Below are 16113 nucleotides of genomic sequence, written 5' to 3' on the forward strand. Positions count from 1 at the left end.
GCGGCGCTCGATCTCATAGACGCTGAATCTCTTGCGGCAGGCACCTCAAGGATACCGCCCCTCCCGATACTGCTCCGCAAGCTCGCGCAACACCTCACAAACCCACTGCCCGGGCAAGCTCAACGGCAAAGCAGCATTGCGGCAAATCCCCACCGACCCACCCGGCTCACGCACACCAAGGTCGAGTTCGGCCAGCTCGCCCCGGCGCAAATCCAGCAGCACCGCATCCCGCGGCGCCACCCACAATGCATCACTCCCCAGCAGATAACGCCGGCTCAACGCCAACGACAACGTCTCCAGGCGCTGCGCTGGCATCTGGATGCCGCACTGCACGAACAGGCTGTCTGCATGTTGGCGGATGGTGGTGCCCGGCGGTGGCAGCACCAACGGATACTGCCCGACCCGCTGCCGCTCCACGGGTGCGCTCGCCAGCAAGGGATGACCAGGGCGCACCACCAGAGCCATCGACTCGCTGTACAGGTGCTCGAATGACAGCCCCTGGATCTGTGGACTGTCGGTCATGCGCCCGACCACCAGCTCAAGCTCGCCCAGATGCAGTTGCCCGAGCAACTGGGCACTGACCCCGGTCACCACGCTGATCACCAAAGCCTCGTGACGTTGATGCAGGCGGCACAGCACTTCAGGCATCAACAACCCTTCAACCGTCGACAGCACGCCAATGCGCACCTGCGAAGGCGCCCGCGCTTCACCGCGCAGGCTGCTGACACCATCACGCAGCGCCTGCACGCTAGGCCCGGCGTAACGCATGAAGCGCGTGCCCGCCGGGGTCAGCTCGACGCCCTGACGGCTGCGCTCGAACAAGCGCGCCTCGAGCAGGTCTTCAAGCTCCTTGAGGGTTTTGGAAATCGCTGGCTGGCTGATCGCCAGAATATCGGCCGCCCTGGCCAGGCTGCCCTGCCGGGCAATCTCCAGGAAACACAGCAGGTGGCGGTACTTGATGCGGGTGTCGAGGTTCATGCCGGCAAGCTTACCGCATCGCCACCTGCGGCGTATCCGGGTCGCGCTGCTGACGGCGGAACTGCCCCGGCGGCAGGCCGTGAATCTGCCGGAAGCGCCGGGAAAAGTAGGCCTCGTCGGCGAATCCACACAGCCGCGCCACCTCGCCCACCGGGCGGCTGCCATTGAGCAGGTAATTGCGCGCGGTATGCATGCGCCGCTCCAGCACCAGCTCGCTGAAGGTCTTGCCGATCTCCTTGCGCAGCCAGTGGGTCAGGTAGGTCGGCGACAGGTAGGTGGCCGCGGCGACTTTCTGCAGGTTCAAGTCGGGGTCGTCGATATGCCGGCGCAGGTATTCGCTCATGCGGCCCAGCGCAGCGCGGCGGCTGAGCTGGGCGGCATTGCTGTCGGCCAGCTCGCGCAGCGGCTCGGCGTACAGGCCGCAGACCTGTCCGATCAGCTGCAGCAACAGGCCCTTGAGCATTTCGCGGCTACCGAAGCGGCGCTTGGCGTCCAGCCCGCGCATGCGATCAAGGATCTGCCGTACCTCGGCAAACTCGGCCTCGTCGAGGCAGAAGTCGAGATGCTCCTGGAAGCGGAACGGTGACAGCTCCGGCGCCTGCAGGATCGACACTTCCTCCAGGTCCATCGGGTCGCAGGCCAGGTGCGGCAGCAGGAACGTCTGGGAAAAATTGATCACCACGAAGTCGCTGTCGGCCGGGTGCGGGATCACATGCACCCGGTGCGGCAGGATGAAGGCCAGGGTGTTGCGCTTGAAGGGGCGTTGCACACTGCCGATGTGCTGCACCGTATCGCCGCCGAAGTTGACCTGGATCTGAAAGTACTCGTGACGATGCGGCGCGGTCTCGGCGGGGCGGCCGCGCTGGTCGCGGATGTAGAAATCCATCAGCTCGCTGCGCTGCTGCATGACGTAGGTCGGGACCTCGCGCTTGGGGGGCATGGGCAATCTCCGGGTTGCGGGTCGTATAGTTGTACGATGTCCAAACTCTTTAATTTAACCCCGTCTGCAAAAACCTGCGCAACCTCATTTCGACACAGCCCTCTGAAAACGCGATATCCAGCGATAAACCCGAGCAAAACCCGGCTGTGGATTTTCTTGGACAGCACAGCCCTGCCCCGCCCCCTATGAAAAAAACGGTCTAAAACCGTCGTTGCATTCAACTCGTTGTACGACCACCTTAGAAAAGGGACTGCAGCCCAACCTCTACCAACAACAACAAACGAGGTCGACTCATGTCGAGCACGCCTACCCCCCGCGCCGCGTCGTCGTACGCGCTGGACGCGGCCCCTGCCCAGCGCCTGCCCACCCGCCGCCGCTGGTTCATGCTGTCGCTGCTGCTGGTGGCGACCATCATCAACTACGCCGACCGGGTGAACATCTCCATCGCAGCGCCCTTCATGGCCAAGGACCTGGGCCTGGACAAGGTCGAGATGGGCCTGATTTTCTCCGCCTTCGCTTGGACTTACGCCTTGGCGCTGGTGCCCGCTGGTTTCATCGCCGATCGCTTCGGCTCGCGCCTGACCTATGGCGTATCGCTGATCAGCTGGTCGGCAGTCACGGTCGCCCAGGGCCTGGCCAGCGGCTTCGCCTCACTGTTCGGCCTGCGCCTGGCGGTCGGCGCCATGGAAGCCCCGGCCTTCCCGGCCAACAGCCGCGCAGTCACGGTATGGTTCCCCGCCCGCGAACGCGGCATGGCCAGCAGCATCTACGTGTGCGGCCAGTATCTGGGCACCGCGCTGTTCACCGGTGCCCTGCTGTGGCTGGCCACCACCTATGACTGGCGCCATGTGTTCTACAGCACCGGCCTGGTCGGCATCCTGTTCGGCGTCGTGTGGTTGTGGCTGTACCGCGACCCTTTGAACTGCAAGAAAGTCAGCAAGGAAGAACTGGCCTACATCGAAGACGGCGGTGGCCTGGTGAAAAGCAGCCAGCAGCGCACCCGCTTCGACTGGCGCCAAGTGGCTGAGCTGTTCCGCTATCGCCAGGTCTGGGCCATCTGCCTGGGCAAGTTCGCCAGCACCTCGGCGCTGTACTTCTTCCTCACCTGGTTCCCCACCTACCTGATCGAAGAGCGCCAGCTGACCCTGATCAAGGTCGGCATCTTTGCGGTCATGCCGTTCATTGGCGCGACAGTTGGCATCCTGCTCGCGGGGATCGTTTCCGACCTGCTGATCCGCAAGGGCTACTCGCTGTCGTTCGCCCGCAAGCTGCCGCTGGTGGTGGGCTCGATGCTAGGTATGTCGATCGTGCTGGTGAATTTCACCAACTCCAATGTGCTGTGCATCGCCATCCTCACCCTGGCGTTCTTCGCCCAGGGCATCGCCTCGGCGTCGTGGGCAGCGGTGTCGGAAGTGGCGCCCAAGGAACTGATCGGCCTGACCGGCGGCGTCACCAGCTTGGCGGCGAACATCGGCGGCATCGTCACGCCGATCGTGATTGGCGCGATCGTGCATGCCAGCGGCTCGTTCGCCATGGCGTTCTGGTTCATCGGTGGGGTGGCGTTGATGGGCACCCTGTCCTACTCGTTGCTGCTCGGCAAGCTGTATCGCATCGAACTGAAGACCGCAGCATGAGCCCCGAATAGTCCAAGCCGCCCCCGCTTTCGTCCAACTTTGCCGGCCAGCCCCTGACTTACGCTGGCCACTCCAGTACGGAGGATCCACCATGACCTACCTGTTCAACCCGCCGGCCATCGTCAGCCTGCCGATCCGCGGCAGCGCTGCGCGCTTCCCGGTCGGCCGGGTGTTCTGCCTGGGCCGCAACTACCCCTGGCCAGAGTCCTACGGACCGGCGCCACTAGAGCCGGTGTTCTTCATGAAGCCGGCGAGCAATGTGGTCGAGGCGCAAGGCGAGTTGCCCTTCCCGCCGCAGACTGACGAGTTCTGCCACGAGATCGAACTGGTCGCGGCTATCGCCAAAGGCGGCGCCGATATCACGCCGGAGCAGGCTCTGGAGCACGTGTTCGGCTTTGCCGCTGGCCTGGACCTGACCCGCCGCGACCACCAACGCAAGGCCAAGGCCGAGGGCCTGCCCTGGGAAGGCGCCAAGGTGTTCGACGCCTCGGCACCGATGACCGCCATCGTCCCCGCCAGCGAATGCGCCTGGCCGCTGGATGCGTCGCTGTGGCTGCAGGTCAATGGCCAGGAACGCCAGCGTGCCCGCCTGAGCCAGCAGACCTGGGCCCTGGCCGAGGTGATCAGCCGGCTGTCCCGCCAGCTGCCCCTGCGCCCCGGCGACCTCATCATGACCGGCAGCCCCCCTGGCGTAGCGCCGCTGAACCCGGGCGACACGATCCACGCCGGCATCGATGGCATCGGCGAACTGCAACTGCGCGTCGGCCCTCGCCCTGCCGGGCATGCCGCTAACGCCGCCTGAATCTACTGGAGCCCACATGAGCCAACACAAGAAAATCGCCCTGGTCACCGGTGCCGGCAGCGGCATCGGCCGCGCCGTCGCCCTCGCCCTGCTGGAGGACGGCTTCAGCCTGGTCCTCGCCGGGCGCCGCGCAGAACCGCTGCAGGCCGTTGTCGAACAGGCGCAGGCAGCGGGCGGTGAAGCCTTGGCTGTGCCCACCGACGTACGTGACGAACAGAGCGTCGCACAGCTGTTCGCCACCATCGAAGAGGTGCACGGCCGCCTCGATGTGATCTTCAACAATGCTGGCATCAACGCCCCCGCGGTACCGGTCGACGAGCTGCCGCTGGAGAACTGGCGCAACGTCATCGCCACCAACGTCGACGGCGTGTTCCTGTGCGCCCGCGCCGCCTTCGGTCTGATGCGCCGCCAGCAACCACAAGGCGGGCGAATCATCAACAACGGCTCGATCTCGGCGCACACCCCGCGCCCGTTCACCGCCCCCTACACCGCCAGCAAACATGCGGTGCTGGGCCTGTCCAAGGCGCTGGCGCTGGATGGTCGGCCGTACAACATCGTCTGCAGCCAGGTGGACATCGGCAACGCCCTGACCGAGCTGTCCGAGCGCATGACCCGTGGAGTGCGCCAGGCCAATGGCGAGATCGCCGCCGAACCGATGCTCGACGTGCGCCACGTAGCCGATGCGGTGCGCTACATCGCCGCGCTGCCGCTGGACGCCAACGTACTGAACATGACCGTGATGGCCAGCAACATGCCGTTCGTTGGCCGTGGCTGATCCCTGTTCCTGATGGAGTGACCGATGAAACCTGAAGTCCTGCAACTGAGCCCGATCCTTATTCCGCAAATCCGCGAGCGCCTGGAACAGCTGTTCACCGTGCACCGCTACTATGAACAGGCCGACAAGGACGCCTATGTCAGCCAGCATGCCGACAACATCCGCGGCGTGATCACCGGTGGCCACACCGGCATCAGCCAGGCGCTGATGGCGCGCCTGCCCAACCTCGAAGTGGTCGCAGTCAATGGCGTCGGTACCGACGCGGTGGATCTGGCCTATGCCCGCGATCGTGGCATTCAGGTAACCGCGACCATCGGCGCCCTCACCGAGGATGTCGCCGACCTCGCCATCGGCCTGTTGATCGGCTTGTGCCGTGGCATCTGCACCGGTGACCGTTTCGTGCGCGCCGGCCACTGGGCCACCAGCGCCACACCGCTGGCTCCGCTGCCGCTGGCCCGCCAGGTGTCGGGCATGCGCGTGGGCATCGTCGGCATGGGCCGGGTTGGCCGCGCGGTGGCGCAACGGGCGGCGGCGTTCGGCTGCCCGATTCGCTACACCGATTTGCAGGCGCTGGAGGTGCCTTATGGTTTCGAGGCGGATCTGCTGCAACTGGCAAAGGACAGCGATGCGCTGATTCTTGCGGCAGCCGCCGACAAGGGCGAGGCGCTGATCAATCGCGAAGTGCTGCAGGCGTTGGGGGCCGAGGGGTATCTGGTCAACATCGCCCGCGGCAAGCTGGTGGATGAGCCGGCGCTGATCGCGGCGCTGGAGGCTGGCGAGATCGCTGGCGCGGCGCTGGATGTGTTTGCCGATGAACCAAGGGCGCCAGAGGCCTTGTTCGAACGTGAAGATGTGGTGCTGCAGCCGCATCGCGCCAGCGCCACCGTGCAAACCCGCACGCGCATGGGGGAAATGGTGGTGGCCAGCCTGGTGGACGTGTTTGCCGGGCGCAAACCGCAGGGGTTGGTGATCTAAGCAGCCTGTCCCGGCCTGTTCGCGGGCATGCCCGCGAAGAGGCCGATAACAGAACGTCAGACCACCGCCAGCTCTACCGTCCCACCATGCATCCGCACCGGCCACACCCGCAAGCGCTGCCCGGCATCTTCCAGGCACGCCCCGCTCCGCAAGCTGAAATGCTGCTTGTACAAGGGTGCCGCCACCACCAGTTCCCCCTGCAAGCTACCGACCAGACCACGCCCGATGATATTGGCCCCCGACCGCGGATCGCGGTTGTCCACCGCATACAGGCTCTGCTCCCGTTCGGGCAGGTAGAACAGCGCCACTTGCGCGCCATCCAGCCACACCACCACGCCCGAATCGGCCACCAGGTCATCGGCCTGGCACACCGCCTGCCAGTTCGCCTGGGGCTTCACAGCAGCATTGGACAGTTTCATCAGACAGCCTCCTCGACGGTTGGGATCAGGTGCAGCGGTGCAGCCGGCCGGCGTTGTTCGCGTTCGCGCACGAAGTGCACGTCCGGGTCGGCGCGCTGGTCATTGACGAAGGTGCGGAAGCGCTTGAGCTTCTCGGGGTCATTCAGGGCGTTGGCCCATTCGCATTCATACTGGTCGACCACATGCTGCATCTGCGCCTCCAGCTCGGCGGCCAGGCCCAGGCTGTCGTCGAGAATCACCTGCTTGAGGTAGTCCAGACCACCTTCCAGGCCTTCGCGCCAGACCGAGGTGCGCTGCAGCTTGTCGGCGGTACGGATGTAGAACATCAGCACGCGGTCGATCAGGCGTACCAAGGTTTCGTCGTCCAGGTCGGTGGCGAACAGCTCGGCGTGGCGCGGGCGCATGCCGCCATTGCCGCAGACGTACAGGTTCCAGCCCTTGTCGGTGGCGATCACGCCAATGTCCTTGCTCTGCGCCTCGGCGCATTCGCGGGTGCAGCCGGAGACGGCGAACTTGAGCTTGTGCGGGCTGCGCAGGCCCTTGTAGCGGTCTTCCAGGCGCAGGGCCATGGCAACGCTATCCTGTACGCCGTAGCGGCACCAGGTGCTGCCTACGCACGATTTCACCGTGCGCGTCGACTTGCCGTAGGCGTGGCCGGTCTCGAAGCCGGCTTCGATCAGCTCGCCCCAGATCAGCGGCAGCTCGTGCAGCTGGGCGCCGAACAGGTCGATGCGCTGGCCGCCGGTGATCTTGGTGTAGAGGTCGTACTTTTTCGCCACCTGGCCGATCACGATCAGTTTGTCGGGGGTGATCTCGCCGCCTGGGATGCGTGGCACCACCGAGTAGGTGCCGTTCTTCTGCATGTTGGCCATGAAGGTGTCGTTGGTGTCCTGCAGCGGCACCAGCGTCGGGTCCATGATCGGCTGGTTCCAGCACGAGGCGAGGATCGAGCCCACTGCCGGCTTGCAGATGTCACAGCCGACATGGCCCTTGCCGTGGCGTTCGAGCAGTTCGTTGAAGGTGCGGATGCCCTCGACCCGCACCAGGCCGTAGAGCGCCTGGCGGGTGTAGGCGAAGTGCTCGCACAGGCTCTTGTCAACGGTGACGCCACGGGCGGTGAGTTCGTGCTCGAACACCTGCTTGAGCAACGCCGCACAGCCGCCACAGCCGGTAGCGGCCTTGGTGCAACCCTTGACCGCGGCAAGGTCGCCGCAGCCGCTGTCGATGGCGGCGCACACGGCGCCCTTGCTGACGTTGTGGCACGAGCAGATGGTCGCAGTGTCGGGCAGCGCGTCGGCGCCGAGTGCAGGCGTACCGCCGCTCTGCGGCAAGATCAGCGCTGCCGGGTCGGCCGGCAGGGCAATGCCGTTCTGGGCGTATTGCAGCAGGGTGTCGTAGTAGCGGTTGTCGCCCACCAGCACCGCACCGAGCACGTGCTTGCCGCTGGCATCCACCACCAACCGGCGGTAGGCGTTGTTGGCCTCGTCGATGAAGCGGTAGCTGCGCGAACCTGGCGTGGCACCGTGGGCGTCGCCGATGGAGCCGACATCCACACCCAGCAGCTTGAGCTTGGTCGACAGGTCGGCGCCGGTGAATGCGCTGGCGGCTTCACCCATCAGCAGCGCGGCCAGGTTACGCGCCATGCTGTAGCCCGGGGCGACCAGGCCGAACACGCTGCCGTTCCAGGATGCGCACTCGCCGATGGCGAAGATGCGTGGGTCGCTGCTGCGGCAGTGGTTGTCGATCACCACGCCGCCGCGTGCGGCGACTTCCAGGCCGCTGGCACGGCCGAGGGCATCCTGCGGGCGGATACCGGCGGAGAACACGATCAAGTCGGTTTCCAGGTGTTCGCCGCCGTCGAAATTCATGCGGTAGCGGTAGGTTTCACCTGCGCTGATCGACTGGGTGGCGCGCGACAGGTGCACACCGACACCCAAGGCCTCGATCTGCGCCTTGAGCGCGGCGCCGCCCTCGCCGTCCAGCTGCACCGGCATCAGCCGAGGGGCAAACTCCACCACGTGCGCTTCCAGGCCGAGGGACTTCAGCGCGTTGGCGGCTTCAAGGCCCAGCAGGCCGCCACCGACCACCACGCCACGGCGCGCTTGGCCGGCAGCGGCGCGAATGGCATCGAGGTCATCGAGGGTGCGGTAGACCAGGCGGGCATTGCCGCTGGAACCTTCGATCGGTGGCACGAACGGATAGGAGCCGGTAGCGAGGACCAACTGGCCGTAGCCGTAGCGGCCCTCGGCAGTCACCACCTCGCAGCGTTCGCGGTCGATTTCCAGCACCGCTTCGCCCAGGTGCAGGTGCACGCCGCTGTTGCCGTAGTAGTCGTGCCCGCACAGGGCCAAGGTTTCGGCACAGCTGCCGGCGAAGTACTCCGACAGGTGCACGCGGTCGTAGGCACGTTGGCGTTCCTCGCCGAACACATGCAGCTCGAAGCGCGCGAGGGCGCCGCGTTCGACCAGTTTCTCGACGCAATGGTGGCCGACCATGCCGTTGCCGACGATGATCAATCGCTCCCGATGCCCGCTCGCAGTTGCCTTCATAAGCCGATCCTCGATCAAAAAAAAGGCGCCTGGAGCCGAAGCTCCAGGCGCCTTTGCCTGTATTCATCACGGTGGGTGGCCCGGGTTGATCGCCGTTGATCAGTGGGCTTTGTTGTATAAGCGGTAAAGCAGGGACTGTGCCAATCCTGCTTCCTGTGCCGGCCTCCTCGCGGGTAAACCCGCTTCCACAGGCGTCCACTGCCCTCAACCTTTGCACAGCACCTGTGGAAGCGGGTTCACCCGCGAAGAGGCCGGCACAGCAAATGCACATTTCAAGTGCAGCGCTCACCATCCTGGAGCACATCAATACACATCACGCCGATACCGCTTGGCCTTGTTCAACGTCTCGACATAAGCCTCGGCATCCACGCCGCCATGCACCGCAATGATTTCACGCAACGCCGCATCCACATCCTTGGCCATGCGCTGGGCATCGCCACAGACATAGAAATACGCCCCCGCCTCCAGCCACTGCCACAACTGCGCGCCTTGCTCGAGCATCCGCTGCTGCACGTAAATCTTCTCGGCCTGGTCCCGCGAGAACGCCGTGTCCAGACGCAGGTGCCCGCTCGCCTGCCAAGCCTGGAGCTGCTCTTGGTAGTAGAAGTCCGTGGCTGCATACTGCTCGCCGAAGAACAGCCAGTTACCGCCTCTGGCACCGCGCGCTTCGCGCTCTTCAAGGAAGGCACGGAACGGCGCGATACCCGTGCCGGGGCCGACCATGATCACAGGCACGTCATTGTCCTCGGGCAGACGAAAGTGCTTCGACACCTGCGGGAAGATCGCCACCTTCAGTGCTTGGACCCGGTCGGCAAGGAAGGTGGAACACACGCCCTTGCGCTCGCCATAACGCACGGTGGAAACGGTCAGGTGCACCTCGTCCGGATGGGCCAATGGGCTGGAGCTGATCGAATACAGGCGCGGCTGCAGCGGCTTGAGCAGGTCGAGCCAGGTCGCCAACGGCAACTGCTGAGGGAACGCTCGCAGCACATCGACCAGCTGCCGGCCCCACAGCCAGTTCCGCAGTTCGGCCTTGCACTCGGGTTGCAGCAGGCGCTGCAGGTCAGCGCAATGCGCGCTGAACACTTGCAGTTGGTGCGGCGTGACCTTGGCAATTTCCAGATGGGTTTCCAGGGTCTCGGCCAGTGGCATCGCCGGCTGCCCCTTCAATTTCACCGCTGCCTGACCATCGAGTTGCATCTGCGCCAGCAGTTCCTCGACCAACGCCGGGCAGTTGCGTGGCCATACGCCCAAGGCATCACCGGCGGCATAGGTGAAACCGCTGCCAGACAGGTCGAACACCAACTGGCGGGTTTCCTTGCTCGCCCCCGGGCCGTTGAGCAGTTGATTGGCAAGCAGTGGGGCCGACCACGGCCGCTGCTTGCTGTAGCCCGCGGCAGATGCAGCTTTACTGACCGGTGCCGGTGAGCTGGCGCTGCCGAGTTCCGGCAGCAGCGCTTCGAGCCAGGCGGCGAACGCCTCATCGAAATCCGGCTCGCAATCGACCCGCGGCAGCAAGCGGCGCCCACCCAGTTCCGCCAGGCGCTGGTCGAGCTTGCGGCCAAAGCCGCAGAACTGGTCGTAGCTGGAGTCACCCAAGGCCAGCACGGCATAGGGCAGCTGCGCGCAGCAAGCGCCCTGCTCGCCTTGCAGGGCCTGCCAGAATGCCGTGGCGCTGTCGGGCGCGTCGCCGTCACCGAAGGTGCTGGTAATTAGCACCGCACTGGCGGCACCTTGCAGCTGGCTGGGGCTGACCGCTTCCAGGCAACTGAGCTGTACCTCCAGACCCGCACCCCGCAGGCGCTCGGTACAGCGCTCGGCAAGCGCCTCGCTATTGCCCGTCTGTGAAGCCCACAGCACTTGGTGGCGCGGCGCTGCGAGCATTGGCGTGGCGCCTGGCTGCACGCGCTGCGCAACAGGGGGGTTCAGCTCAAGGGCATCGATACGCTCACCCGCGACCCGCTCCAGGGCCACGGCGCAATGCTTGAACGCCGGTTGCAGCGACAGCGGGTCGACCGCATCGCAGGTCACGGCATTGATCGCCAGCTGCTCGCCGATCACGTCGTTCCAATGGAACGGGGCAAAGCAGTTGCCAGGCATGACCCGGTCGCTGATGCGGGCCGGCAGCACGGCCTGGCCGCGACGTGAGCGAATGGCGACCTGATCCTTGTCGGCGACGCCCAGGCGGGCAGCATCCTCCGGGTGGATTTCAACGAAGGGGCCAGGCTCCAGCTTGTTCAGCGCCGGCACTTTGCCGGTCTTGGTCAGGGTGTGCCACTGGTGCTGCACGCGGCCGGTGTTGAGCACCAACGGGTAGTCGGCGTCCGGCAATTCGGGCGCCGGTAGCCAGGGCCGGGCGAAGAAGCGTGCCTTGCCGCTTGCGGTGGGGAACGCCAAGGCAGGCGCATTGCCCTCGGTATCGCGCAGCAGCTGCTGGCTGCGGCCGTCGTTCAGGTAACGCAGCGGGCTGCGGTCGTCTTCGCAACCCGGCGCGCAGGGCCATTGCCGTGGGCTGTCGCGCAACTGCTCATAGCCGATGCCGCGCAAGTCATAGCCGGTGGCCGGATTCCAGAAGCGCCGGATCTCGTCGTACACCGCCTCGGCGTCGGGGTAATCGAAGGCCTCGGCGTAGCCCATGGCACAGGCGACCCGGGCGATGATCTGCCAGTCCGCCAAGCTTTGACCGGGCGCCTGCACCGCCCGTGGCATCAGCGTCAGGTTGCGCTCGCTGTTGATCATCACGCCCTCGCCTTCGGCCCACAACGCGGCGGGCAAAAGGATATCGGCGTAGCGGTTGGTCTCGGTATCGAGGAAGGCGTCCTGGGTGATCACCAGCTCGGCCTGGCGCAGGCCGTCGATCACCTGCTGGCGGTTCGCGACGCTGGCCACCGGGTTGCTGCAGATCACCCAGCAGGCTTTCACTACGCCGGCCTTCATCTGCTCGAACAGCGCGATGGTGCCCTCGCCACCTTCGCTGCGCAGGCTGCCCGGTGGCAGGCGCCATCGCTCCTCGACGAAGGCGCGGTCCGCCGCCACCAGCGCCGAACGTTGGCCCGGCAGGCCCGGGCCCATGTAACCCATTTCGCGGCCGCCCATGGCATTGGGTTGGCCGGTCAGCGAAAACGGCCCGCTGCCGGGGCGGCAAATGGTGCCGGTGGCCAGGTGCAGGTTGCACAGGGCGTTGCTGTGCCAGGTGCCATGGACGCTCTGGTTGAGCCCCATGGTCCAGCAGCTCATCCACTCCCCAGCGGTGCCGATCCATTCGGCGGCCTGGCGGATATCGGCTTCGCTCAGGCCGGTGATGGCGGCCACGCGCTCCGGGGTGTAATCGTCGAGGAAGGTCGGCAGCTCGTCCCAGCCTTCGGTATGGCAGGCGATGAAGTCAGGGTCGCTGTGGCCATTGTGATGCAGCAGGTGCAGCAGGCCGTTGAGCAGGGCCATGTCACTGCCGGGGCGCACCTGCAGGAACAGGTCGGCCTTGTCGGCCGTGGCGGTGCGCCGCGGATCGACGACGATCAGCTTGGCGCCGGCCTTGACCCGGTCGAGCAGGCGCAGGAACAGGATCGGATGGCAGTCGGCCATGTTCGCGCCAATCACCAGGAACACATCGGCGCGCTCGAAATCCTGGTAACTGCCGGGCGGGCCGTCGGCGCCGAGCGACAGTTTGTAGCCACTGCCGGCGCTGGCCATGCACAGCCGCGAGTTGGATTCGATATGGCGGGTGCGGATGAAGCCCTTGGCCAGCTTGTTGGCCAGGTACTGGGCTTCCAGCGACATCTGCCCGGACACATAGAGCGCTACGGCGTCAGGGCCATGCTGGTCAATGATGCCACGCAGGCGCTCGCCGGCCTGGGCAATGGCCTGGTCCATGCTGCTACGCGCAGGCGGCTGGCTGCGTTGCTGGCGCACGTAAGCGTGCTCCATGCGCCCGGTAGCGGTCAGTGGCAGGTGGGCGGTGAGGCCTTTGGTGCACAGGCGGCCGAAATTGCTCGGGTGCTGCTTGTCGCCGCTGATCTTGCTGACCTTGCCATCCTGGATGTTCATGACAATGCCGCAACCGACGCCACAGTAGGGGCAGACGCTGCGTACTTCGCTTGTGGCCATGGGCGGTCTCCCCTGTCAGGAACGCAAAAAGGCGCCGGTTGCCCGGGCTTGCAAAGCAAGCGGGGCAACACGGCGCCTTTGTCGTGAGGTGTTTGGGCTGTCGACGTTGATAGCCCTGGATAGAGGTCATTCAGCAATTAGTGGGCCAGCTGTGCCGGCCTCTTCGCGGGCACGCCCGCTCCCACAGGATCGCCACAGGTTTGAAGACTGCGCAGTACCTGTGGGAGCGGGCGTGCCCGCGAAGAGGCCGGTACAGGCAACGCACCACGCGGTGGCAAGCGAGCTACCCATGGCGCTATGCTGGAGCAATTTCCAGCAAGAGCTACAGCCCGCATTCCATGTCCAAGGTGATCCTCAAGACCCCCGCCCAACTCGAACTGATGCGCAACGCCGGCCAGCTGTTGGCCCAGGTGTTCGCCGAACTCGACAGCTTCGTCCGCCCCGGCGTGACCACGATGCAGATCAACGACCGCGCCGAGGCATTCATCATCGATACCCTCAAGGCCCGCCCGGCCAGCAAGGGCCAGTACGGTTTTCCCTACTCGCTCAACACCTCGGTGGACCATGTGGTCTGCCACGGCATCCCGAAGGTTGATGAAGTGCTGAAGGAAGGCTCGATCATCAACGTCGACATCACCCTTGAACAGGGCGGCTACATTGCCGACTCGTCGAAGATGTACAGCATCGGGCCGATCAGCGATGAGGCCCAGCGGTTGGTCGACACTACGTACGATGCGCTGTGGAAAGGCATCGAACAGGTACGCCCCGGAGCGACGCTGGGGGACATCGGCCATGCCATCCAGGCCCATGCCGAGGCCGCTGGCTACAGCGTGGTACGCGAATACTGCGGCCATGGCATCGGCCAGCAGATGCACGAAGGGCCGGAGGTGTTGCACGTTGGCGCGCGGGGCATGGGCATGAAGCTGCAGCCGGGGATGGTGTTCACCATCGAACCGATGATCAACCAGGGCGGGCGCGGGACGCGGACGCTCAAGGATGGCTGGACGGTGATTACCCGGGACCACTGCCTGTCGGCGCAGTGGGAGCATACGGTGGCGGTGACCGAGGATGGGGTCGAGGTGCTGACGTTGCGGGAAGAGGAGCGTAATCGCTGAGATTGCCGCGGGCGCTTTGCGCCCCTTTCCGACCGGTCTGGCGCCCCGGCAAGGCCACTCCCACACGGAGCGCGCATGCTGCAGAAACAAAAAAAGCGACCCTAAGGTCGCTTTTTTTGTGGCTTCCGGGTGTTCAGTGGGCCCTGGAAGCGGAATATGGCGCAGCGGACGGGACTCGAACCCGCGACCCCCGGCGTGACAGGCCGGTATTCTAACCGACTGAACTACCGCTGCGCTATTCAACGAGTGGTGGGTGATGACGGGATCGAACCGCCGACCCTCTGCTTGTAAGGCAGATGCTCTCCCGGCTGAGCTAATCACCCATTCGTCTCGGTGAGGCGCGCATTCTACGGACGATCCAGCAGCCTGGCAAGCCATTGCTGCAACTTTTTCGCAAAAAATATCAACCGCAAAATTCAGGCACAAAAAAAGCGACCCTAAGGTCGCTTTCTCTGTTACTTCCGGGTGTTCAGTGGGCCCTGGAAGTGGAATATGGCGCAGCGGACGGGACTCGAACCCGCGACCCCCGGCGTGACAGGCCGGTATTCTAACCGACTGAACTACCGCTGCGCTATACATCGAGTGGTGGGTGATGACGGGATCGAACCGCCGACCCTCTGCTTGTAAGGCAGATGCTCTCCCGGCTGAGCTAATCACCCTTCGTCTCGGTGTGGCGCGCATTCTACGGAGGGGCCGCCACCCTGGCAAGCACTTTTTAAACTTTTTCCAAAAAAAATCCCTGACCTTTCAAAGACCTAGCGCAGCCGCTGGTTTTCTTTAGCGATATGACACTGCTGGCCCTCTGACAGGGTTGGCCTTGGAGCACTGCTCGGAGAATAATGCCCGCCTTATGCATTAAGGAGAGATTGCCCCCCATGTGGTTCAAGAACCTGCTGTCCTACCGCCTGACCCAGGAAGTACCGTTCGAGGCTGAAGCGCTGGAAGCCGCACTGGCCACCAAGCCGGCCCGCCCCTGCGCCAGCCAGGAGCTGACCACCTACGGTTTCGTCGCGCCGTTCGGCAAGGGCGAAGACGCTCCCCTGGTGCACGTCAGCGGCGAATTTATGCTGATTGCCGCGCGCAAGGAAGAACGCATCCTGCCGAGCAGCGTGGTCAACGATGCGGTGAAGGAAAAGGTCGAAGAGATCGAGACCGAGCAAATGCGCAAGGTCTATAAAAAGGAACGCGACCAGATCAAGGACGAGATCATCCAAGCCTTCCTGCCGCGCGCGTTCATCCGCCGCTCGATGATCTTTGCCGCCATCGCCCCGCGCCTGGGGATGATTCTGGTCAACTCGGCCAGCGCCAAGCGCGCCGAAGACCTGCTGTCGACCCTGCGTGAAGTGATGGGCTCGCTGCCGGTGCGCCCAGCCACCGTGAAGATCGCACCGACCGCGACCATGACCGACTGGGTCAAGTCGCAACAGGCTGCCGAAGGCTTCTATGTGCTGGACGAGTGCGAGCTGCGTGACACCGCCGAAGATGGCGGCATCGTCCGTTGCAAGCGCCAGGACCTGACCAGCGAGGAAATCCAGCTGCACCTGAGCACCGGCAAGGTGGTCACCCAGCTGGCCCTGGCTTGGCAGGACAAGCTGTCGTTCGTGCTCGACGACAAAATGGTGATCAAGCGCCTGAAATTTGAAGAGCTGCTGCAGGAACAGGCCGAACAGGACGGTGGCGACGAAGCCGCGCAGCAGTTCGATGCCAGCTTCCAGCTGATGATGATGACCTTTGCCGAGTTCCTGCCGGTGCTGTTCGAAGCGCTCGGTGGCGAGGAGATTCCGCAAGGGGTCTGATTCGGGTTGAAATGCCGGTGCTGGCT

The 16113-nt window shown here is 64.8% G+C and carries 11 protein-coding genes and 4 tRNA genes; 6 read left to right on the top strand and 9 right to left on the bottom strand.

All coding sequences use genetic code 11. From position 1 onward, the window contains the following. Window positions 1-45: 45 nt before the first annotated feature. Both pcaQ and APH28_RS10410 read right to left on the bottom strand, forming a co-directional pair. A complete protein-coding gene (gene pcaQ, locus APH28_RS10405) occupies window positions 46-978 on the bottom strand; it encodes a pca operon transcription factor PcaQ (protein WP_060509074.1) in 933 nt (310 codons plus the stop codon). Between the two features lie 10 nt (window positions 979-988). Next, on the bottom strand, window positions 989-1918 hold the full coding sequence (locus APH28_RS10410) for an AraC family transcriptional regulator (RefSeq protein WP_060509076.1): 930 nt from the start codon (window positions 1916-1918) through the stop codon (window positions 989-991). 293 nt (window positions 1919-2211) lie between these two features. On the opposite strand from APH28_RS10410, the gene APH28_RS10415 reads away from it, so the two are divergent. The 4 genes from APH28_RS10415 to APH28_RS10430 all read left to right on the top strand — a co-directional run bounded on the left by APH28_RS10415 (window position 2212) and on the right by APH28_RS10430 (window position 6104). Continuing rightward, on the top strand, window positions 2212-3552 hold the full coding sequence (locus APH28_RS10415; RefSeq protein ID WP_060509078.1) for an MFS transporter: 1341 nt from the start codon (window positions 2212-2214) through the stop codon (window positions 3550-3552). 91 nt (window positions 3553-3643) lie between these two features. Next, window positions 3644-4354: a fumarylacetoacetate hydrolase family protein gene (locus APH28_RS10420; RefSeq protein WP_060509080.1), complete on the top strand. Its 711-nt coding sequence runs from the start codon at window positions 3644-3646 to the stop codon at window positions 4352-4354. Window positions 4355-4370: 16 nt separating this feature from the next. Beyond that, window positions 4371-5129: an SDR family oxidoreductase gene (locus tag APH28_RS10425; protein WP_060509082.1), complete on the top strand. Its 759-nt coding sequence runs from the start codon at window positions 4371-4373 to the stop codon at window positions 5127-5129. Window positions 5130-5153: 24 nt separating this feature from the next. Next, entirely contained in the window at window positions 5154-6104 is a 951-nt protein-coding gene (locus tag APH28_RS10430) for a 2-hydroxyacid dehydrogenase (RefSeq protein WP_060509084.1), read from the top strand. 56 nt (window positions 6105-6160) lie between these two features. Here APH28_RS10430 and nirD read toward each other — a convergent pair whose 3' ends face one another. From nirD to APH28_RS10445, 3 genes are all read right to left on the bottom strand, one after another. Continuing rightward, window positions 6161-6523, bottom strand: a complete 363-nt coding sequence (nirD, locus tag APH28_RS10435; RefSeq protein WP_060509086.1) for a nitrite reductase small subunit NirD — start codon at window positions 6521-6523, stop codon at window positions 6161-6163. Continuing rightward, on the bottom strand, window positions 6523-9072 hold the full coding sequence (gene nirB, locus APH28_RS10440) for a nitrite reductase large subunit NirB (protein ID WP_060509088.1): 2550 nt from the start codon (window positions 9070-9072) through the stop codon (window positions 6523-6525). The genes nirD and nirB overlap by 1 nt, the downstream gene beginning before the upstream one ends. A 303-nt stretch (window positions 9073-9375) precedes the next feature. Beyond that, a complete protein-coding gene (locus tag APH28_RS10445; RefSeq protein ID WP_060509090.1) occupies window positions 9376-13176 on the bottom strand; it encodes a bifunctional nitrate reductase/sulfite reductase flavoprotein subunit alpha in 3801 nt (1266 codons plus the stop codon). Between the two features lie 338 nt (window positions 13177-13514). On the opposite strand from APH28_RS10445, the gene map reads away from it, so the two are divergent. Next, the gene (gene map / locus APH28_RS10450; protein ID WP_060509092.1) at window positions 13515-14291 is read left to right on the top strand and encodes a type I methionyl aminopeptidase; all 777 of its coding nucleotides are present in this window, start codon (window positions 13515-13517) and stop codon (window positions 14289-14291) included. Window positions 14292-14448: 157 nt separating this feature from the next. Here map and APH28_RS10455 read toward each other — a convergent pair. The 4 genes from APH28_RS10455 to APH28_RS10470 form a co-directional block, all read right to left on the bottom strand. Further along, window positions 14449-14525, bottom strand: a tRNA-Asp gene (locus APH28_RS10455). A gap of 13 nt (window positions 14526-14538) precedes the next feature. Beyond that, window positions 14539-14614, bottom strand: a tRNA-Val gene (locus tag APH28_RS10460). 170 nt (window positions 14615-14784) lie between these two features. Then, a tRNA-Asp gene (locus APH28_RS10465) sits at window positions 14785-14861 on the bottom strand. Between the two features lie 13 nt (window positions 14862-14874). Next, window positions 14875-14950, bottom strand: a tRNA-Val gene (locus APH28_RS10470). 216 nt (window positions 14951-15166) lie between these two features. Between APH28_RS10470 and rdgC the strand changes: the two genes are divergently transcribed. Beyond that, window positions 15167-16087 (top strand): recombination-associated protein RdgC, encoded by a 921-nt coding sequence (gene rdgC / locus APH28_RS10475; protein ID WP_060509094.1) that lies wholly within the window; start codon window positions 15167-15169, stop codon window positions 16085-16087. The last annotated feature ends 26 nt before the right edge of the window (window positions 16088-16113 follow it).

The organism is Pseudomonas sp. NBRC 111124 (genome assembly GCF_001320245.1).
Classification (GTDB): Bacteria; Pseudomonadota; Gammaproteobacteria; order Pseudomonadales; family Pseudomonadaceae; genus Aquipseudomonas.